This is a genomic window from Pseudomonas sp. NPDC089428, from assembly GCF_044749325.1.
Classification (GTDB): domain Bacteria; phylum Pseudomonadota; class Gammaproteobacteria; order Pseudomonadales; family Pseudomonadaceae; genus Aquipseudomonas.
In genome coordinates this window covers 24687-44621 of sequence record NZ_JBIVHT010000017.1, presented here as the reverse complement: position 1 = coordinate 44621, position 19935 = coordinate 24687, and the positions used below count along the sequence as shown (strand labels likewise).

Sequence of the window (19935 nt, the reverse complement as noted above, 5' to 3'; positions counted from 1 at the left end):
AGAGGGGCGAAGGCCCCTCTCTGCTAGTTAGAGTTTTACGTCATGTTAAGGCTTTACATAACGGCGCATGTAGATGTTTCCTATGATGCGTACATGTGCCGCTTTAGAGTCGGCAAAAAACTTACCAGGTGTTTCCTGGAATTTTTTAAATTTCCGATCGTTCGAGGTCCTGCGAACAAGCCACTGAATAACTTTGTGCTCAAACTTTGGCTTGTGTTCGTTTTGAAGGTGCTTGAGCGGTTGAACCTGCAGCTCTGATCTTGCGGCATTGCCAATACCATTGGCACCCTTGGCCGCAGGTGCTGTGTTTGCTGCTTTTTTCTGTGCTTCAAGGTGTCCTTTGATAGACGCCATGCCTGCCTTCCAGACACAGTTCTCGTCTACTTTGTCAGGGGGCGGAAGAATGGTCTTAAGCCCGGCACCACCATAGGCATCTTCAAAGACGACGCCACTGAAGATCTGAGCATCGACAGGGTGCGGGGCGCTAAAGAACCGGTCAAGCAGTCTAAGAGACTTGTTTGGCTCGATATCAATGGCAGGCAGTCGGCGGCCCAGAATTGCACAGGTTTCATCAATGAAGTCCAACGCGCCGCTGTGGATCATGTGAACCACTTCCTCCCTGCGAGCTTCAGCAGGGAAGCGCTCCATGAAGACCGGTGTCAGTTCATTGTTCCAGTCAAGATCCATCCGAATGAATGAGCTGTCCTTGCTGCTGAACAGCGTCTCATAAAGAGGGACGAACTTGCAGAACGGGTGGAAAGTATCATGCCTGTCGATAAACTCACCCAGGTAGCCACGGCTTGGCATGCCATAGGTGTCAACACGCTTCAGCGCCTGCCTGAAGGTAATCAGGTAATAGCCGCCAAACAGCTTCTGTTTTTCGGTAAGTTGATACAGCGATTCTTGCATTGTGCCGGCGTAGCCGATGTCTACGATGCTGACATTGCCTTCGTCCAGCAGGCCTACTTGCTTGAGGTAGGACAGGTAATTGGATCTTTCTTTTTCCGCAGTGCTCAAGATGACCGGAAGCATTTCAATAAAGAAGGGCTTCAGCATCTCCTGATGCTTATTGCTTACCACGGTGTCCAACGTAAGATCGTGGCGCGCCAGGACGTCTTCCGGGATCTCGGAAACATGCAGGCCAAAGCGAGTAGTCAGCAGGTGTCGGAGAGTTGTGCGTGAGAAATCCACATGCAGCAGATCCATTACTCCCGTTACATCTTTCACCTTGGCCAGGTTTACAGCGCGGCGCGAGCACAGCAGATAAATGCTTTTGGGTGCATCTGGGTAAAGCTTGGCAATGCGATCATATGCCTCCTTCATGATGAGGCCGTCGCGGGAAAGGAAATAAAGACGATCCACTTTATCGCGAATCGCTTTTTCCATCACCCATTTGACGTAGCCAAGCAGCAAGGGGCCATGAGCGGCGTAGCCAAGTCGCCATGCCTCACCGCAGAACAGGGTGCCGCGGCGATGTGGCAGGTATGGGTTGTCGTGGAATCTGTTGCCAATGATTGCCAGCATCATCTGCCAATCCAGGGCATGGCGTTCTTCGTCACGTTTCCAGGGAATCGTATAGCTATCGCACTCGGCAAATACTTCAGATGCTTTTACCAAGTGGAAAGGCTTGATGCCACGATCTTTTGCCTTGATAACGTCGGCAGCAAGGTTGTCGCCAACATGCAGAATATTTTTGGCAGGGATATTCAGGTCTTTGAGGACATAGTCAAAGAGGCGGCCGTTGTGCTTCTTGACTTTGGCTTCCGAGGATACATAGAACTTATCGTAGCCCGTATAGCCATTTTTGTGCAGTACCTCCTCCAGGAATGATTTTGGGAGGTACATGTCAGAGATTAGAATGATTCGGCGTCCGAGGCTTTTTGCTTCATTGAACGCTTTGAAGCCCGATGACCGAGGATACAGAATGTCCATTTCTGTCTGCATTTCCAGCTCTTTGACTTTGTTTGCAATGTCAAAGCTGACTCCCTGCTGTTGGGAGAATGCATGGTAGATGTGGTCGATGTGCGTCTCGCCTTCGCCGCGGGCGATTGCTGCTTCAAAGGCGGCTTTTTCAGCTGCACGCCGTGCATTCTTGAAGTTGAGCGAAGGGATGTCGCAAATGGCACGAACTTCCTCTTCCATCATGGTGAACATGTCGGATGGGGATTTCAGTGGGCGGTAAAGCAGGGTGTCGAAGATGTCGAACGAAATAACGGGATGTTTTGCAATTTGATGAGACAGTTCGACGCAGTGGTCAATGGACGACTCATTGTTGACGCGCGCGGAATAACCGAGTTGCTTGAGGTAGTCCTCTTCTCGTCTGAATTTCTTCAGATACTCGGCGAAATCCACACCATTCGTCCAGTCAGGGAAGCTACCGGCTTTCATTTCGCGAGCTTTTTGCAACCAGTTCAGGTATCGGTCGCCTTCAGCGGAAATGTGCTGGATTGGAATGTGCTGCGTTTTGATGGCCGCGATAATTGCACTGTCTCGGCTCGGCGTTTCGCGAGCAGAGATCTGGGCAAGAAACGCTTGAAGTTTGGAGGCCGAGGCAAATTTGGATATGTGACTGTCGCCAAGCGTCAGAAGTGGCTTCTGCCAAAATGCCGCTTGGTAGCCAAGCGACGAGGAAATGGTGATAACACCATCGACGTCTGGCACGATAAGTTGCGACACCGATGGAATGTTGTCGAACGATTCGATGTAGACAAAGTTGCTGTAGCGAGCGCGTAGGTACTCGATATTTTGGCGCGTCAGCACGGCGCTTCGCGTTTGGCCCGACCAGTAGTTGGTGACCAGAAGAGCATAGTCACTCGGTAGCTTCTCAAGGATTTCGATGAGGACGTCAAATTGGCTTTTTCTGCCAATCACGGAGTTGATCATGAAATAATTGTCGATTTGCAGAGGCAGCAAGACGACACGTTGGAAGCGCTTTTTGGCTTCGCCGAGAGCGACTTTAGTTGGTGCAACGCTGTTGAGGAAGCGTCGCTCATATTCGCGCAGTTCCTGAATAGCTACCTGTTCTTCTGGTGTGCAGGCATCAAAAGCGCTGTTACTACTGTCTTTCAGTAACCCATCGTCGAAAGAAATCAGCTCTGAATACGGGGCGCGAGAGAAGAAGCCTGGCATTTGGTACATAATGCGTGCTTCGGGGAAAACGGACTGTAAATAAGGCATTGGCGTTTCCCATACCAATACCATGTCCGGGGTGAAACCTTCTGGTAGGCCTTCTTTGATAAGGGCTGTCAGCCTATCAACTTCACCTTCACGGAACGTTCCGTCTTGGTGGCGGAGAGAGCGTTCATACGAGTTTTCACCTTCAGTCCATTGAATAGGATCAATGACAGAAACGGTGCCCAGTGCCTTCATGTGCCCATCGCGCAGGGCGTGCTCGGCTACAGCGGTGCTCATGATGCAATGTACGTTAGCACCTGCGTTCTTCAGTGCTACGACCTGCGAGATGATGGAGCCGCGCAGCGTGGGGTAGCGGAATACAGGGTTGCCTAGTTCAATTGCAGGCTCTAGGAAGAAAATAATATTCATGTCATATCTCGTGTATCAGCCTCGCGCAGGTCCTTCGCGCGAGGCTCGATCATAAACGAAGCTTCAAGCCGTTCAGTTACGGGCTATCAGTTGTATGCGCCAGTAGCACGGCCCAGCAGCATGGTCTGTACGATTGGCGAGATAATTTTTTGCCATTCATACACTGCGGAATTAGTTACGTAGATGGTGTCGTCAGGTCGGATCGCAATCTGCCGCGCATAGAAGATCGCCGCCGGATCACGCATATCCAGGCGCAACACCGTCGGTTTACCATTGGCCGAATCACCCATGCGGAACACGAACACGCCTTCTGGGTTGGCATTCGCTTCACGCAGGCCGCCCACGCTACCCAGCGCATCCAGCAGGTTGGTGTTCTGGCTAGGCAGGTCTTTCAAGCCTGGCTCGCTCACTGCCCCCATCGCCACGAACCGCTGACGCGCACGGTCCAGCACCACTTCCGAATTCGGTCGCAGCACCATGTTGTTACCGGCCAGCACGTCCTCATAGTTGAACTGCTGCACCTGATCACCCGTGCGCACAGTCACATTGACCAGGTGTGGTTCCAGCACCGGGCCACCGGCCTGGTTCACGGCATCCAGCAGGGTCAGCGGGCCTTGCAGGGTGCTGAAGCGCCCTGGGGTCTTCACCGCACCAGCAACCAGCACCGAACCCGACAGGTCACCCACCAGGTCGACGTGGGTCTGCACGTCGGTGGTAATGCCCTTGAGCTTGCGACGAATCATCTGCTCGACTTCGTTCAGGGTCATGCCGGCGACGAATTCACGCCCAACGTAAGGCAGCGAGATCATGCCTTGAGCATCGACGCGGGTTTTCAGCTGGGTACCGCCAGTGGCCAGCGGTGCGAACAGTGCAGAGCCTTCTGGCGCGGTATCAGCAATCAGGATGTTGAGCACGTCACCCGAGGCCAGGCGCACTTCCGCCGATACCGGCTTGGTGACGCTGGCCAGGGCAGGGCGCGGTGCACCGAACATGTACGGGGCGATGTTGCTGGCATTGATGTCGACGAGGTTGTACGCCTCGTTCTTGCTTTCGATCGTGCCCTTGTACGGGCCTGCGCCCGACAGGGTGCCGCCGCAACCGGCCAGGCCCAGGGTTGCCAGGGCAAGTGCTGCCAGTTTCAGGTTGAAGCGCTTGGAGACAGCCAGGGAATTAATCACGGTGATCCTCGATCGAAGCCAGAATGAAGCGGGTAATGCCGTAAAGCATCAGCAGGCCCAGCAGAATCGTCGCCAGGTTGTACCAACGCTCTGGGTAAAGGGCGAGTTCAGGGGTGTTGGGGCTGACCACGGTCACCAGGGTGCGGATCTTCTTGCTCGCTTCGATGCGGGCATTGTCCAGCGCGGCGACGGCAGTCTTGTAGGTTTCTTCGGCAATGCCGGCGTCCAGCATCAGCTGCTGGTAGCGCGAAGCGACCACGTTCAGCTGCGAGCCTTGCGGCGACGACACCAGCAGGCGCTTTTCTTTGGCCAGCTGCTGGGTGATGGCTTCGACCTTCTGCTTCTGCTGGCGTACCTGAGGGGCGTCGCCACGCAGCTTGAAGGACATTTCGGTCAGGGCGGCCTGTTCCTTGGTGTACTGGCTTTCCAGGTCGGCAATGATGGTGGCGCGGCTCTGCGCGGTGTTGCCACCGTCCAGTACCTTGTTGTCGTTCTGGAAGGTCAGCAGCTGGGTCTTGCGCTTGCCGTAGTTGATGCGCGCGGTTTCCAGCTCGCCCTGGGCGAACTTCATCTGCTCGCGGGCGATGTTGTGGCTCACTTCGTTGACGAAGTGTTCGCTGGCCTGGAGGATCACCCGCAGCATCTGCTCGGACAGCTCAGGGGTGAAGGCCTGCACTTCTACCCGCAACAGGCCGGTGGTTTCGTCGTAGCGGGCCGAGACCATGCGCTGGTAGTACTCCAGCAGGTCTTCGCGCGGGGCGTCCTTGTCGAGCCAGAAGAATACGTCGCTACGCTGGGCGGCGTATTGCCCGATCCAGTGCAGCTTCTTTTCCAGCAGCAGCATCATGTCCATCGAGGTGATGTATTCGCGCAGGTACAGGGTTTCTTCGCGCGAGGCTGGGTTGGCGCCGGTCAGCAGGGTGGCCAGGCCGGGCACCTGGGCGCCCTGGTTGTTGCCGTCCTGGCGCACCACCACCTGGGCGGAGCTGACATAGCGGTCGATGGCGAAGATGCCGTAGTACACGCCGGCCAGGATCATTGGCAGGACCACCATGGCCAACGCCAGGCGCCAGCCCTTCTTGTTACCCGTACTGCTCATAGTTGGATGCATCCTTGATGTGGAACGGTGCTGCTTAATTGGAAGAGGGGTGATCAGCTGTTGTAGGCCTTGATGCCTTCGGCGACGTCGTCGTACACCTGGATGCCGCCATCGCGTACCAGCAGCACCACGTCACAGAGCTTTTCGATTTCCGGCATGGAGTGGGAAACCATCACCACGTTGGATTTCTGCAGCTTTTCCTTGAACACGTCGGCGCACTTGCGCTTGAACTGGGCGTCACCCACCGACATCACTTCGTCGATCAGGTAGTAGTCGAAGTCGAATGCCATGCTCAGGCCGAAGGCCACGCGCGAGCGCATGCCCGAGGAATAGGTCTTGATCGGCTCGTCGATCCAGTCGCCGATTTCGGCAAACTCCTGCACGTAGCGGATCTTTTCACGCATGGCTTCGCCGGTGGCGCCGTAGATGCGGCAGACGAACTTGATGTTGTCGCGCCCGCTCATGCTGTTCTGGAAGCCACCGGTCAAACCCACTGGCCAGGAGATGCTGCGGTCGGTGACGATGGTGCCGGAGTCGGGCACATCGGCGCCGCCCAGCAGGCGCATCAGGGTCGACTTGCCGGCGCCGTTGCGGCCTATCAGGCCGATGTTCTTGCCAGGCGGAATGGCCAGCGACAGGTTGCGAAAGACATATCGCCGGCCATTGGGCGTGAGGTACGACTTGGTGACGTTTCTGAGCTCGAACACGTGTGGCCTGTACTTAACCGTTCTTGGTGGAAATCAGGTGCATCCTGCGGGCGCGGTAGGCCCCAAGGGACAGGAACAGCAAAACCGTGGTGAAGGCGATGACGTACGTGGTGGACACGCCATCGACCGGGGTGTAGTGCGGCAACACCTCGGCGCGGATCAGCTCGACGATGTGCAGGAAGGGGTTGAGCAACAGCACCGGCATCATGGCCTGCGGCAGGTAGGCAGCAGGGATCAGCACACCCGAGATGAAATACAGCGGGAAGAACGCCATGCGGATGACAAACCTCAGGCTCGGCAGGGCGTGGGTGACCAGGGCCAGCAGCATGCCCAGGCCGAAGGCGAACAGCAGGCCCAGGGCCAGGGTGGCGACCCATTGCAAGGGGTGGTGCAGCGACATGTCGAAGCCGTACCAGGCAAAGCCGAACACGATGATGGCGTACACGGTGGCGGCGATGCAGGTTTCGACGATCACCCGGGCGACGTAGGTGTCGAGTGGCTTGATCTGTTTGTAGCCGAACAGCGGGCGGTTTTCCCGCAGGCTGTCCATCAGGCGCAGGGCGGTGTTGCGGTAGAGCAGGAAGGGCGCCATGCCGACCAGAATGAAAACCGGGTACTCGACGCCAGACACGGTGCGCCCGCGCAGCATGCCGAACAGCAGGGAGAAAACGAGCAGGTGGCAGATCGGTTCCAGCAGCAGCCACACGGCATCCAGGCGGTGGTCGCCGAGCCGGGAGCGAGCCTCACGCAATACGAGGGCAAAGATGACCGATTTCTGGATCTGGAGGGAGGAACGAGGCTTCAAGATGGTAACCGCAAAGCAAAGCAGCGCGCCAAGGCACGCCGGAATTCATCTTCAGGAAAGGCCCGAGCCCCCTGGCATTTTGCCTGGGCATGTTCCGGAGACTTCCATGTTCTAAGGGGCGGGAGGTTAAGCGCGGGAAGGCATAAGCGTCAAGGATGTACCACGTTTGAATAGGAAAGTTCAGGCCGCTTGAGGTGTTATTTTCGCCGTTGATCGTGTTTCATCTTTGCTGTGAACGGTGCGGATACAGGCACTTTGCCGTATGTCGGATTTGCCCCGTTGTCGGCATGCCGGCTATCCGGCCTTTGTGAATGCGCGACTGAACGCTTGAGGCAGGGGCAATCACGTTTACACTAACGCCATCATTCATTAGGCCAGTACGGGAACGACCTGACCCATGACTATTCTGGTTACCGGCGGAGCCGGGTTCATTGGCGCCAATTTCGTGCTCGATTGGGTAAGCCAGTCGGGCGAGACGATCATCAACCTGGACAAGCTGACCTACGCCGGCAACCTTCAGAGCCTGGCCAGCCTGGAAGGCAACCCACAGCATGTGTTCGTGCACGGGGACATCGGCGACAACGCGCTGGTGCTGCGCCTGCTGGCCGAGCATCAACCACGGGCGGTGCTCAACTTTGCCGCCGAGTCGCATGTCGACCGCTCCATCCATGGCCCGCAGGCATTCGTCGAAACCAACGTGGTCGGCACCTTCCAGTTGCTCGAGGCGGTGCGCGCGTACTGGCAGGGCCTGGGCCAGACTGCACAGGGCGCTTTCCGCTTCCTGCATGTTTCCACCGACGAGGTGTACGGCTCGCTCAAGGCCGACGAGGCGGCGTTCACCGAAACCCATCAGTACCAACCCAACAGCCCGTACTCGGCCAGCAAGGCGGCCAGTGACCACTTGGTGCGCTCCTACCATCACACCTATGGCTTGCCGGTGCTGACCACCAACTGCTCGAACAACTACGGGCCGTTGCATTTCCCCGAAAAGCTGATCCCACTGATGATCGTCAACGCCCTGGGCGGCAAGGCGCTGCCGGTGTATGGCGACGGCCAGCAGATTCGTGACTGGTTGTATGTCAAGGACCACTGCAGCGCCATCCGCCGAGTACTGGAAGCAGGGCGGGTAGGGGAGGTGTACAACGTCGGCGGCTGGAACGAGATGGCCAACCTGACCATCGTTCACCGTGTCTGCGCGCTGCTCGACGAGCTGCGCCCGCGTACTGACGGCCAACCCTACGCCAGCCAGATCAGCTTCGTGCAGGACCGCCCCGGCCATGACCGGCGCTACGCCATCGATGCTCGCAAGCTCGAGCGCGAGTTGGGCTGGAAACCGGCGGAAACCTTCGACACCGGTATCCGCAAGACTGTGCAATGGTACCTGGCCAACGCGGACTGGGTGGCGGCTGTGCAGTCGGGCAGCTACCGCGAATGGGTCGAGAAGAACTACGCGGCACGTAGCCAATGCTAGGCTTGCCGATAATGGCAAAAAGATGGCTACGCACACGCCTCATCCGTCTGAACGGAATCTACTGACATGAACACTGACACGACCACGCTCAATCGCAAAGGCATCATTCTGGCGGGGGGCTCAGGCACCCGCCTGCACCCGGCCACCCTGGCGATCTCCAAGCAACTGCTGCCGGTTTACGACAAGCCGATGATCTACTACCCGCTGACCACGCTGATGCTGGCGGGTATCCGCGACATCCTGATCATCTCCACCCCGCAGGACACGCCGCGCTTCGAACAGTTGCTCGGTGATGGTCACCGGTGGGGCATCAACATCACCTATGCCGTGCAGCCATCGCCGGACGGCCTGGCCCAGGCGTTCATCATTGGTGAGGACTTCATCGGTAACGACCTGTCGGCATTGGTGCTGGGTGACAATATCTACTATGGCCACGACTTCCAGGCGTTGCTGCTGGACGCCATGGGGCGGCGCGAAGGCGCCAGTGTGTTCGCCTACCACGTGACCGACCCAGAGCGGTACGGGGTGGTGGAGTTCGACAGCACCGGCAAGGCCATCAGCCTCGAAGAAAAGCCGCAGCAACCGAAGTCCAACTATGCCGTGACCGGGTTGTACTTCTACGATCAGGATGTGATCGAGATGGCCAAGGGGCTCAAGCCTTCGGCGCGTGGCGAGCTGGAGATCACCGACCTCAACCGCCTGTACCTGGAGCGCGAGCAGCTGTCGGTTGAAGTGATGGGGCGTGGCTATGCCTGGCTCGACACCGGCACCCATGACTCGCTGCTCGAAGCCAGCGGCTACATCGCTACCATCGAGCGCCGCCAGGGCTTGAAGGTCGCCTGCCCGGAAGAGGTTGCCTACCGCCAGCGCTGGATCGACGCCGAGCAGCTGGCCAGGCTGGCTGCACCGCTGACCAAGAACGGTTATGGGCAGTACCTGCAACGGGTGCTGCGCGATACGATCTTCTGAGGCAGTAGGTTATGTGCACGCCTGTTGTGGGAGGTTTTTCTCGCTGGGCGTGCAACATGTTGTGACGTCTAATCTGGTAACTATTCCCTCGCGCCAGTTGCTGGGCCAATGGCCTGTGAGCCGCTAGTTTGAAAGGGCAGCCAAGGAGCTTGCTGCATTCAAACCTAACTCACAGGAGTGACCTTCATGCGCAATACCGTCCTCAACTACCTGCTGCTGCCGCTGTTTGCCGGTTTGTCGTTTTCCATCAGCGCCGCGCCGGGGGCCGCCACCTTGCCGAAGGAACCGGTGCCGGTGGTCAGCCAAGTGCAAGCGCCTGCGGGCGTGGTCGATCTGAACAAGGCCGATGCGCCAACCTTGCAGCGTGAGCTTAATGGCATAGGCAAGGCCAAGGCCGAGGCGATCGTGGCTTATCGGGAGGCCAACGGGCCGTTTGCTTCGGTGGATGAACTGCTGGAGATCAAAGGCATTGGCAATGCCTTGCTGGAGCGCAATCGGGCCAAGCTGATGGTGGAGTGAGCGCGGCTTAGTTAGTTGCTGTGCCGGCCCTTCGCGGGGCAAGCCCGCTCCCACAGGGATTGCATGTGCTTCAGGTGCTGTGGTTCCTGTGCTGGCCCTTCGCGGGGCAAGCCCGTTCCCACAGGGATTGCATGTGCTTCAGGTGCTGTGGTTCCTGTGCTGGCGCTTTCGCGGGGCAAGCCCGCTGCCACAGGATTCCATGTGCTTCAGGTGCTGTGATTCCTGTGCAGGCCCTTCGCGGGTAAGCCCGCTACCACAGGGGGATTGCATTGGCTTCAGCTGTTGCGATCTAGCCAGGGGCAGGTGTGTTGGTCAATTTCAGAAAAGCGGCACGGTCTTTTGTGGGAGCGGGCTTGCCCCGCGAACACCGGCGAAGCCGGTGCCAGGCAATGCGTTTGGGTTCAGCGGTCCTGCGCATCCTTGGCATCGGCCTCGGCATTGCGTTCATGCACCTTGCGCAGTTGCTCATCAGTCAAGGGCAGTTTTTTTGCCGTATCGCGCAGCATCATCAACCCGCCAACGATCGACCCGAGGGCTATGATGAGTATCAGCCAGGCATACCAGGGCATTGTGTGTTCTCCTGTAAACATCACGGGGCAGTACGTGTACAAATATTGAACAATCGCCGGTTCCGTTGGTTCAATTATAGGCTCCGCGCCTTGCCGGGCCAATTCCGTTGACCCGCGGCCCCCAAAGCCTGTGCCACTTCGTTTACAATGCGCGCCGTTTACGAATTGCCAAGAGACCCCGACCATGTCCGCCTGCCAGACGCCCCTGATCGTCGCCCTGGATTTCCCTACCCGTGACGCCGCCCTGAAGCTGGCCGACCAGCTCGACCCCGCCCTGTGCCGGGTAAAAGTTGGCAAGGAGCTGTTCACCAGCAGCGCTTCGGGCATTGTCGAAACCCTGTGCGCGAAGGGCTTCGAGGTGTTCCTCGACCTCAAGTTCCACGACATTCCCAACACCACGGCCATGGCGGTCAAGGCTGCTGCCGAGATGGGCGTATGGATGGTCAACGTGCATTGCTCCGGTGGCCTGCGCATGATGGCTGCCTGCCGCGAAGAGCTGGCCAAGCGCAGCGGCCCGCAGCCGCTGCTGATCGGCGTGACCGTGCTGACCAGCATGGAGCGTGAGGACCTGGCCGGCATCGGCCTGGACGTGGACCCGCAAGAGCAAGTGCTGCGTCTGGCGGCCCTGGCCGAAAAGGCCGGTATGGACGGCCTGGTGTGCTCGGCACTGGAAGCACCGGCGCTGAAGGCTGCACACCCGGCGCTGCAACTGGTGACGCCTGGCATCCGCCCTGCGGGCAGTGCCCAGGATGACCAGCGCCGTATCCTCACCCCGCGCCAGGCGCTGGATGCAGGCTCCGACTACCTGGTGATCGGTCGCCCGATCAGCCAGGCGGCAGACCCGGCACAGGCGCTGGCAGCCGTGGTCGCAGAGATCCGCGGTTGATCGACCAGCCTAGCCAAGGCTGAAAAAAAGGGCCGGCATGCAGTGCGCATGTCGGCCCTTTTTCATTGCCTTGCGAATCAGGCAATAACCAGCGGCTGGAAGCCTTTGATCAGGTCGTCCAGCGCCTTGATCTGTGCCAGGAACGGCTCCAGCTTGTCCAGCGGCAGGGCGCTCGGGCCGTCGCACTTGGCCTGGTCCGGGTTCGGGTGGGCTTCCAGGAACAGGCCGGCCAGGCCAACCGCCATGCCGGCGCGGGCGAGGTCGACCACCTGTTCGCGACGGCCACCGGAGGCAGCGCCGGACGGGTCGCGGTTCTGCAGGGCGTGGGTGACGTCGAAGATGATCGGCAGGTTGTCGCAGGTGCGCTTCATCACGCCGAAGCCGAGCATGTCGACCACCAGGTTGTCGTAGCCCATGCAGGTGCCGCGGTCGCAGAGGATCAGCTGGTCGTTACCGGCTTCCTTGAACTTGTGCACGATGTTCTGCATTTGCGACGGGCTGAGGAACTGTGGCTTCTTGATGTTGACCGGCTTGCCGGTCTTGGCCAGGGCTACCACCAGGTCGGTCTGGCGGGCCAGGAAGGCGGGCAGTTGCAGCACGTCAACCACTTCGGCGACGGGTGCGCACTGGTAGATCTCGTGCACGTCGGTGATGATCGGCACGCCGAACTCGGCTTTCACTTTCTCGAAGATGCGCAGGCCTTCTTCCATGCCCGGGCCACGGTAGGAGTGGATCGAGGAGCGGTTGGCCTTGTCGAAGCTGGCCTTGAACACGTAAGGGATGCCCAGTTTCTCGGTAACCCGAACGTACTCGGCGCAGGCGGTCAGGGCCAGGTCCTCGGATTCGAGCACGTTGATGCCGCCGAAGAGGACGAACGGGGCGGTGTTGGAGCACTCGATGGTGGGGGTGATCTTGATCATGGTCATCTCTGCAAATCCCTTGTCACTGGTTTCAGTGGCGAAGGGGGATCTTACAAGATCTGCGTTGCCCGTGCCGGCCCTTTCGCGGGGCAAGCCCGCTCCCACAGGGCGGCGCACAGTTCAGCCGTTGTGGTAATCCTGTGGGAGCGGGCTTGCCCCGCGATAGGGCCGGTACAGGCTAGGCGCAATCTCAGACCTTCAACACCAACTTGCCAAAATTCTCGCCGCTGAACAGCTTGAGCAGGGTCTCGGGGAACGTCTCCAGCCCCTCGACCACATCCTCCTTGCTCTTGACCTTGCCCGCGGCCAGCCAGCCGGCCATTTCCTGCGCGGCCTTGCCATAGTCCTTGGCGTGGTCCATGACCACGAAGCCTTCCATGCGCGCGCGGTTCACCAGGAGCGCCAGGTAGTTGGCCGGGCCTTTGACAGCTTCCTTGTTGTTGTACTGGCTGATGGCGCCGCAGATGACGATGCGTGCCTTGAAGTTGATGCGGGTGAGCACGGCGTCGAGGATTTCGCCACCAACGTTGTCGAAGTACACGTCAACCCCTTTGGGGCATTCGCGTTTCAGGCCAGCCAGCACGTCTTCGGCCTTGTAGTCGATCACGCCGTCGAAGCCCAGTTCGTCCTTCAGGTACTGGCATTTCTGCTCGCCACCGGCAATGCCGACCACATGGCAGCCCTTGAGCTTGGCGATCTGGCCGACGATGCTGCCCACCGCGCCGGCTGCGCCGGAGATGACCACGGTGTCGCCAGCCTTGGGCTGGCCGACTTCGAGCAGGGCGAAGTAGGCGGTCATGCCGGTCATGCCTAAGGCCGAGAGGTAGCGGGGCAGGGGCGCGAGCTGGGGGTCGATCTTGTGCAGGCCCTGGGGCTCGCCGGTGAAGTAGTCCTGCACGCCGAGGGCACCGCTGACGTGGTCGCCGGGTTTGTAGTCCGGGTGGTTGGAGGCGACCACTTCGCCGACGCCCAGGGCGCGCATCACCTGGCCGAGGGCGACGGGCGGGATGTACGACTTGCCCTCGTTCATCCAGCCACGCATGGCCGGGTCCAGCGACAGGTAGAGGTTGCGTACCTGGATCTGGCCGGCGGCGGGGGCCTCGGCAGGCACTGTCTCGAAGGTGAAATCGTCACGGCGCACGGCGCCGACCGGGCGTCTGGCAAGCAGGAAGCGGCGGTTGGTCTGGGTCATGGCAGGTCCTTTTAGGCGATGAGGCACAGCGGTCAATTTAACCTGCTGATGCAGGTTGGTCCGCAAAATCACTGGTAAGCATGATAGCCCAACCGTTGCCCTGATGATGCTGCCCAGCCGGGCGGTGGGCTGACTAGACTCTGCCCGGAAACCTGCAAGCTGCTGCGGTCCTTGAACTGATGATTGGAGCAAACGATGAGCATGACCTTTTCTGGCCGGGTAGCCCTGGTCACCGGCGGTGCGGCGGGTATTGGCCGGGCAACGGCACTGGCCTTTGCCCGCGAAGGGCTGAACGTGGTGGTGGCCGACCTCGACCCGGTCGCTGGCGAGGCCACGGTGGCCCTGATTCGCCAGGCCGGTGGCGAGGCGCTGTTCGTGGCCTGTGACGTGACCCAGGACGCCCAGGTGCGCCAGCTGCACGAGCGCACCATCGAAGCCTATGGGCGCCTGGATTACGCCTACAACAATGCCGGCATCGAAATCGAAAAGGGGCGCCTGGCCGAGGGCAGCGAGGCGGAGTTCGACGCCATCATGGGCGTCAATGTCAAAGGCGTGTGGCTGTGCATGAAGTACCAGCTGCCGCTGCTGCTGGCCCAGGGCGGTGGGGCGATCGTCAACACCGCATCGGTGGCGGGCCTGGGCGCGGCGCCGAAGATGAGCATCTACGCCGCTTCCAAGCATGCGGTGATCGGCCTGACCAAGTCGGCGGCCATCGAATATGCCAAGAAGGGTATCCGGGTGAATGCCGTGTGCCCGGCGGTGATCGACACCGACATGTTCCGCCGCGCCTACGAGGCAGACCCGCGCAAGGCCGAATTTGCCGCCGCGATGCACCCGGTCGGGCGTATCGGCAAGGTCGAGGAAGTTGCCGGTGCGGTGTTGTACCTGTGCAGCGACGGGGCGGCCTTTACCACTGGGCACAGCCTGACGGTAGATGGCGGGGCCACCGCAATCTGAGCACCGTTCGCGTAGCACTGCGTAACCTCTTGACGGTGAGTGTTAAGTTGTGTAAAGGCGAGTTGCTTTGCGGCTGTCTATACTTTTGCGACTCAGTATTGGGATGCAACAGTGGAAACAGTCAGTACCAACCCGCCTGCCCGGCATACCCCGATCATGGATTTCGCGGCATGCCGGGGTATTGCCGAGGGCCCCGCATTCATCGTGGCGTCGGGCGCCTCTGCCAAGGGCTTCCCCATTCAGCGCTTCGCCCATGTACCGATGATCACGCTCAACGGCGCGATCTCGATGTTCCCGGAACATGGCCTGCGCCCTTACTTTTATGTGTGCACCGACACCGGGTTTGCCCACCAGCAACCTGAGCTCTATGCAAAGGCGGTACGGCTCAGCCAGCGTGTGGCGGTCTGGCCGAGTGAAGTAGGGGCGCTACCGGTGCCAAGCAAGGCGCACATCTTCCCGTTGGCCAAGGCGGCTCGCTCGCGCCTGTTCGAAGCACTGCTCAACCCCAACCCGCACCTTGTGCGCAGCCGGGCATGCTGGGGCAGCCGCTCGCGATCGCTGGGCTTTAGCAAAGACCTGTCGCAAGGGTTTTTCGATGCGCGCACGGTGGCCTATGCGGCGCTGCAGATCGCCTGTCATCTAGGCTTCAATCAGGTTTTCCTGGTCGGGGTTGACCTCGACCAGTCGGTGGGGCGCTTCTATGAGGCCCCCGGCCAGTCGGTTTCGCCCTGTGGCCTGGATGAGGCCTATGAACGGCGCATCCTGCCCTCGCTGACGCTGATGGCCGATCGGGTTGTCGATGAGCATTTTGCCGTCTACAACCTGTCTGCCACCTCGAAAATTCCGGATGCTGTGATCCCCAAGGTCACCCTCGACCAGGCCCAGGCGATGATCCTGGGTAACCCGCCTCAGGCCTGCATGTGCACCCACCCCGCGTGAACCTTTACTGGCCGATGGGCCCATGTCGCCTATAGGCAGGGCGCCCGCGCCCAAACCGATCTCCAGCACGCAGGGCGACCTTCAGCTAGCTGATAGCGACAGGCCTATAGCCATTTGACACCATTTTGCCGCCAACCCCTTGTTAGGAGGCAGAAAACGTTGCCACGCTTGACCCTCGGCAAAACCTTGCACGGTGAAGGGGGATCGGCGATGGCGGCGAACAGGCACGGTGTTCTGGCCAACCTGGGCATGGCCCGCAAACTGGGCCTGGGCTTTGCCCTGGTGCTGCTGCTGACTGTCGCGGTGGCGGCCATCGGCATCGCGGCGCTGCATAGCGTTGGCCAACGCTTCGACGGCCTGCGCGAGCTAGGCCAGTTCAATACCGACCTGTTGCGCCTGCGCCAGCACGAGCAGGCCTTTGCCTTGCGCTCCGACATCAAGGAGGCCGAGGCCTTGCGCAGTGGCTTGCAGAACCTTGCCGAACGCGCCCGCAGCCTGCCGGCGCTGGCGGCGGCCGAGGCTGACCTGGCGGCCTACGGCCAGGCCTTTGAAGCCTTCGTCGAAGCCGTGCAGGCCAAGGAGCTGGCGCTGGACATGGCCAGTTGGTCGGTGTCCAGCGTGGCCAACAACCTCGATGTGCTGCAGGCCGGCCTGGCCGACGACGCCACCTATACCCTCAAACAGTCCCAGGGCCAGCAAGGAGGCGAGTTCCTGGAGCAGGCGGGGCAGGTGGCGCAGGTGTCGCGGCTGATGCTGCAGGCCATGGACCAGGCACGGGTGCGCCTGGACAAGAGCCGCAAGGGTGAGGAGGGGGAACAAGGCCGTATCGCCCAGACGCTCGAGGCGGCGCAGTTGGTCGAGCAGCTCAAGGCGGCGGTGACCGATGCGGGCTACCAGAGTGTGCTCGGCGAGGTGGCCGGGCACATTGCCAGCTTCTCCGACAAGCTCAACGAATACACCGACCTGCTCGGCAAGGAGCAAGGCATCAAGGCGCAGCTGCAGGCAAGTGCCGAGCAGGTCACCGGGCGGGTAGACCAGGCCTATGCGGTCGATCAGCAAGCCATGCAGGCTGAGTTGGCGCACAACAGCTTGGCCATCGCCCTGGCCACCGGGCTGGCGTTGCTGGTGGGCATCCTCGCCGCCTGGTTGATCACCCGCGCCGTGGTCGGCCCGCTCAAGCGCGTGATCGGCCGAGCCCAGCGCATTGCCGCTGGCGAGTTGGGCCTGGAGGACGAAGCGCCGCGCACCGATGAAGTGGGTCAGCTGATGCAGGCCATGCAGCAGATGGCCGCCGGGTTGTCCGGGGTGGTCAGTGGCCTGCAGCAAGGCATCGAGCAACTGGCCGGGAGCGCTCAGGCGTTGTCGGCAGTGACCGAGCAGACCAACCGGGAAGTTGGCAGCCAGAAGGAAGAAACCGAGCAGGTGGCCACCGCCATGCAGCAGATGACGGCCACCGTGCACGACGTGGCGCGCAATGCCGAAGAAGCCGCGCAGGCGGCGCAGGCGGCCGATGACAAGGTCGACGCCGGCCAGCGCGTGGTGCGCGAGAGCATGCAGCGCATCGAGCAGCTGGCGACGGCAGCGGACACCGCCAGCGCCGGCATCGACAGCCTGAGTGCCGAGATCCACACCATTGGCGATGTGCTGGCGGTCATCAAGAGCGTGGCCGAGCAGACCAACCTGCTGGCGCTCAACGCGGCCATCGAGGCGGCCCGGGCGGGTGAGCAGGGGCGTGGTTTTGCGGTGGTGGCCGACGAGGTACGGGCCCTGGCCCGGCGTACCCGGCAGTCGACCGAGGAAATCGAACGGCTGGTGGCCAGCCTGCGTGGCAATGCCCAGCAGTCGGTGGCGCAGATCCGCGGCAGCACCGAGCTGGTGCGCCTGGCCGTGGCCGATGCGTTGCAGACCGAAAGCGCGCTGGGCAGTATTGCGGTGGCAGTGTCGTTGATCCAGCAGATGAACCAGCAGATTGCCGCGGCGGCCGAGCAGCAGAGTTCCGTGGCCGAGGAAATCAGCCGAAGCGTGACGCAGATCCGTGGCAGTGCCGACCAGGCGGCGCTGGCGATGCAGGACAATGCCCGGTCCAGTATCGAGCTGGCGCAGTTGGGCAGTGACCTTAAAGGCATGGTTGGCCATTTCAGGCTATGAGTGTCAGGCGGAAGATTTTTGTAGGGGTTGAGATCGAGCGCCGCGCGGGCGGCGCTCGATCTCAACCGCAACGCCGATCTACCGTCGAACACCCCGCGGATTGAGGATCAGCAAGGTCAGCACCCCCGCCACGATCCCCCAGAACGCCGAGCCGATCGAGAACAGGGTCAACCCTGAGGCCGTCACCATGAAGGTGATCAGCGCCGCCTCGCGCTCCCTTGCCTCGCTCATGGCCACGGTCAGCCCGTTCATGATCGAACCGAACAACGCCAGCGCCGCAATCGACAGCACCAGCTCTTTCGGCAACGCCGCGAACAAGGCCGCCAGGGTGGCGCCGAACGTGCCGGCAATGCCATAGAAAATCCCGCACCATACCGCCGCGGTATAGCGTTTGCTCGGGTCTTCATGGGCGTGCGGCCCGGTGCAGATCGCGGCACTGATCGCGGCCAGGTTGACCCCGTGCGAGCCAAACGGTGCAAGCAGCAGCGAGGCGAAACCGGTAGCCGAAATCAGCGGCGAGGCGGGCACCTGGTAGCCGTCGGCGCGCAGCACGGCCACGCCAGGCATGTTCTGCGAAGTCATCGCGACCACGAACAAGGGAATGCCGATGCTGATGGTCGCGGCCAGCGAGAAGCTTGGCGTGGTCCACACCGGTGTGGCCACTTCCAGCTTGAAGCCGCTGAAATCCAGCAGGCCGAGGGCGCCGGACAGTGCCGTGCCCACCAGCAAGGCGGCCAGTACGCAGTAGCGCGGCGACAGGCGCTTGACCAGCAGGTAGCTGAAGAACATGCCAAGTACCAGCAGGGTGCGATGCTGGGCGGCAACGAAGATTTCACTGCCGATCTTGAACAGGATCCCGGCCAGCAAGGCCGACGCCAGCGATGCGGGGATGCGCTTGACCAGGCGTTCGAAGCTGCCGGTCAGGCCGCAGATCACCACCAGCACCGCACAGGTGATGTAGGCACCGATGGCTTCGCCGTAGCTGACCCCGCCCAGACTGGTGATCAGCAGCGCAGCACCGGGGGTTGACCAGGCCACGGTGATTGGCGTGCGGTAGCGCAGCGACAGGCCGATGCTGCACACCGCCATGCCGATCGACAACGCCCAGATCCACGAAGAAATCTGCGCGCTGGTCAGGCCGGCTGCCTGGCCGGCCTGGAACATCAGCACCAGCGAACTGGTGTAGCCGGTGAGCATGGCAATGAAGCCGGCGACCACCGCCGACGGTGAGCTGTCTGCCAGGGGCCGCAGGCGTGCGGAAGTGGCATCGGTCATGGGTTGGGTCCTTGTCCAGGTGTAAGCATTTTTTTCAGACTAACGCGGGCTGGATTGATCCTTGCCATACAGCAGGCATTGCTTTTAGCCGTACAGTCGCCAACTATTGGGCAAGTTTGCGCAACTGCATGGGAGGGGGCGGGCAATGTACAAGGTGTATGGTGACTACCAGTCGGGCAATTGCTACAAGGTCAAGCTGATGCTCAGCCTGCTCGACCGCCCGTATGAATGGCAGGCGGTGGATATCCTCAAGGGCGAGACCGAAACGCCTGAGTTTCTGGCCATGAACCCCAACGGCAAGGTGCCGGTGCTCAAGCTCGAGGACGGTACCTGCCTGTGGGAATCGAACGCCATCCTCAACTACCTGGCCGATGGCAGCGAATTCCTGCCCAGCGAGCCGCGTCTGCGGACCCAGGTGTTGCAGTGGCAATTCTTCGAGCAGTACAGCCATGAGCCGTACATTGCCGTGGCGCGGTTCATCCAGTTCTATCTGGGGCTGCCGGACGAGCGCGTGGAGGAATACCGCAAGCTGCACAAGGGCGGTTACAAGGCGTTGAAGGTGATGGAGCGGCAGTTGCAGATGACGCCGTATCTGGTCGGGGACCAGTACTCGATTGCCGATGTGGCGCTGTATGCCTACACCCATGTGGCGCATCAGGGTGGCTTCGACCTGACGGATTACCCGGCAGTACGCGAGTGGCTGGCGCGGGTGGCCAGCCATCCGCGGCATGTGCCGATGGTCGACTGAGCTGACGCGG

The 19935-nt window shown here is 60.7% G+C and carries 17 protein-coding genes and 1 pseudogene; 9 read left to right on the top strand and 9 right to left on the bottom strand.

The genetic code is table 11. The annotated features are described in order from the left end of the window. Positions 1 to 45: 45 nt before the first annotated feature. The 5 genes from ACIPZ5_RS23510 to ACIPZ5_RS23490 all read right to left on the bottom strand — a co-directional run bounded on the left by ACIPZ5_RS23510 (position 46) and on the right by ACIPZ5_RS23490 (position 7332). On the bottom strand, positions 46 to 3543 hold the full coding sequence (locus tag ACIPZ5_RS23510) for an HAD-IA family hydrolase (RefSeq protein ID WP_400810855.1): 3498 nt from the start codon (positions 3541 to 3543) through the stop codon (positions 46 to 48). An 86-nt stretch (positions 3544 to 3629) separates the two neighbouring features. After that, entirely contained in the window at positions 3630 to 4721 is a 1092-nt protein-coding gene (locus ACIPZ5_RS23505) for a polysaccharide biosynthesis/export family protein (RefSeq protein WP_400810853.1), read from the bottom strand. Beyond that, complete coding sequence (locus ACIPZ5_RS23500) at positions 4714 to 5820, bottom strand: ABC transporter permease (protein WP_400810851.1); 1107 nt, start codon at positions 5818 to 5820, stop codon at positions 4714 to 4716. Before ACIPZ5_RS23500 ends, ACIPZ5_RS23505 begins: the two co-directional genes overlap by 8 nt. Positions 5821 to 5873: 53 nt before the next feature. Beyond that, positions 5874 to 6527, bottom strand: a complete 654-nt coding sequence (locus ACIPZ5_RS23495) for an ABC transporter ATP-binding protein (RefSeq protein ID WP_400810849.1) — start codon at positions 6525 to 6527, stop codon at positions 5874 to 5876. Between the two features lie 13 nt (positions 6528 to 6540). Beyond that, positions 6541 to 7332, bottom strand: a complete 792-nt coding sequence (locus ACIPZ5_RS23490) for an ABC transporter permease (protein WP_343599545.1) — start codon at positions 7330 to 7332, stop codon at positions 6541 to 6543. A 397-nt stretch (positions 7333 to 7729) separates the two neighbouring features. Between ACIPZ5_RS23490 and rfbB the strand changes: the two genes are divergently transcribed. The 3 genes from rfbB (at position 7730) to ACIPZ5_RS23475 (ending at position 10291) form a co-directional block, all read left to right on the top strand. Then, positions 7730 to 8803 carry a dTDP-glucose 4,6-dehydratase gene (gene rfbB / locus ACIPZ5_RS23485; RefSeq protein ID WP_343599547.1) on the top strand — a complete coding sequence of 358 codons (1074 nt, stop codon included), beginning with the start codon at positions 7730 to 7732 and terminating at the stop codon, positions 8801 to 8803. Positions 8804 to 8869: 66 nt separating this feature from the next. Further along, positions 8870 to 9772, top strand: coding sequence for a glucose-1-phosphate thymidylyltransferase RfbA (gene rfbA, locus ACIPZ5_RS23480; RefSeq protein ID WP_400810847.1), 903 nt, complete (start codon positions 8870 to 8872; stop codon positions 9770 to 9772). Positions 9773 to 9958: 186 nt separating this feature from the next. Then, a complete protein-coding gene (locus tag ACIPZ5_RS23475; RefSeq protein ID WP_343599551.1) occupies positions 9959 to 10291 on the top strand; it encodes a ComEA family DNA-binding protein in 333 nt (110 codons plus the stop codon). 401 nt (positions 10292 to 10692) lie between these two features. Here the strand turns inward: ACIPZ5_RS23475 and ACIPZ5_RS23470 are convergent, their stop codons facing one another. Next, a complete protein-coding gene (locus ACIPZ5_RS23470; RefSeq protein WP_016500979.1) occupies positions 10693 to 10860 on the bottom strand; it encodes a DUF2897 family protein in 168 nt (55 codons plus the stop codon). 184 nt (positions 10861 to 11044) lie between these two features. Here ACIPZ5_RS23470 and pyrF point away from each other — a divergent pair, with 184 nt between their 5' ends. Next, positions 11045 to 11746 carry an orotidine-5'-phosphate decarboxylase gene (gene pyrF / locus ACIPZ5_RS23465; RefSeq protein ID WP_054886624.1) on the top strand — a complete coding sequence of 234 codons (702 nt, stop codon included), beginning with the start codon at positions 11045 to 11047 and terminating at the stop codon, positions 11744 to 11746. 77 nt (positions 11747 to 11823) lie between these two features. Here pyrF and kdsA read toward each other — a convergent pair whose 3' ends face one another. Together kdsA and ACIPZ5_RS23455 are read right to left on the bottom strand one after the other, a co-directional pair. Continuing rightward, the gene (gene kdsA, locus ACIPZ5_RS23460; RefSeq protein ID WP_152959350.1) at positions 11824 to 12666 is read right to left on the bottom strand and encodes a 3-deoxy-8-phosphooctulonate synthase; all 843 of its coding nucleotides are present in this window, start codon (positions 12664 to 12666) and stop codon (positions 11824 to 11826) included. 190 nt (positions 12667 to 12856) lie between these two features. Continuing rightward, positions 12857 to 13858 (bottom strand): NADP-dependent oxidoreductase, encoded by a 1002-nt coding sequence (locus ACIPZ5_RS23455; protein ID WP_400810844.1) that lies wholly within the window; start codon positions 13856 to 13858, stop codon positions 12857 to 12859. A gap of 195 nt (positions 13859 to 14053) precedes the next feature. Here ACIPZ5_RS23455 and ACIPZ5_RS23450 point away from each other — a divergent pair, with 195 nt between their 5' ends. The 4 genes and pseudogenes from ACIPZ5_RS23450 (at position 14054) to ACIPZ5_RS23435 (ending at position 17902) form a co-directional block, all read left to right on the top strand. Beyond that, positions 14054 to 14815 carry an SDR family oxidoreductase gene (locus tag ACIPZ5_RS23450; RefSeq protein WP_313711500.1) on the top strand — a complete coding sequence of 254 codons (762 nt, stop codon included), beginning with the start codon at positions 14054 to 14056 and terminating at the stop codon, positions 14813 to 14815. 111 nt (positions 14816 to 14926) lie between these two features. Next, on the top strand, positions 14927 to 15754 hold the full coding sequence (locus ACIPZ5_RS23445) for a lipopolysaccharide biosynthesis protein (protein WP_400810842.1): 828 nt from the start codon (positions 14927 to 14929) through the stop codon (positions 15752 to 15754). Positions 15755 to 15964: 210 nt separating this feature from the next. Continuing rightward, positions 15965 to 17041: pseudogene (locus ACIPZ5_RS23440) on the top strand (HAMP domain-containing protein); the annotation flags it as partial. Next, the gene (locus tag ACIPZ5_RS23435; protein WP_400810903.1) at positions 17021 to 17902 is read left to right on the top strand and encodes a methyl-accepting chemotaxis protein; all 882 of its coding nucleotides are present in this window, start codon (positions 17021 to 17023) and stop codon (positions 17900 to 17902) included. The pseudogene ACIPZ5_RS23440 and the gene ACIPZ5_RS23435, both read left to right, overlap by 21 nt. Positions 17903 to 17980: 78 nt before the next feature. On the opposite strand, the gene ACIPZ5_RS23430 is transcribed toward ACIPZ5_RS23435, so the two are convergent. After that, positions 17981 to 19177: a benzoate/H(+) symporter BenE family transporter gene (locus ACIPZ5_RS23430; RefSeq protein WP_343599560.1), complete on the bottom strand. Its 1197-nt coding sequence runs from the start codon at positions 19175 to 19177 to the stop codon at positions 17981 to 17983. 145 nt (positions 19178 to 19322) lie between these two features. Here ACIPZ5_RS23430 and ACIPZ5_RS23425 point away from each other — a divergent pair, with 145 nt between their 5' ends. After that, entirely contained in the window at positions 19323 to 19925 is a 603-nt protein-coding gene (locus tag ACIPZ5_RS23425) for a glutathione S-transferase family protein (protein ID WP_343599562.1), read from the top strand. Positions 19926 to 19935 lie beyond the last annotated feature (10 nt).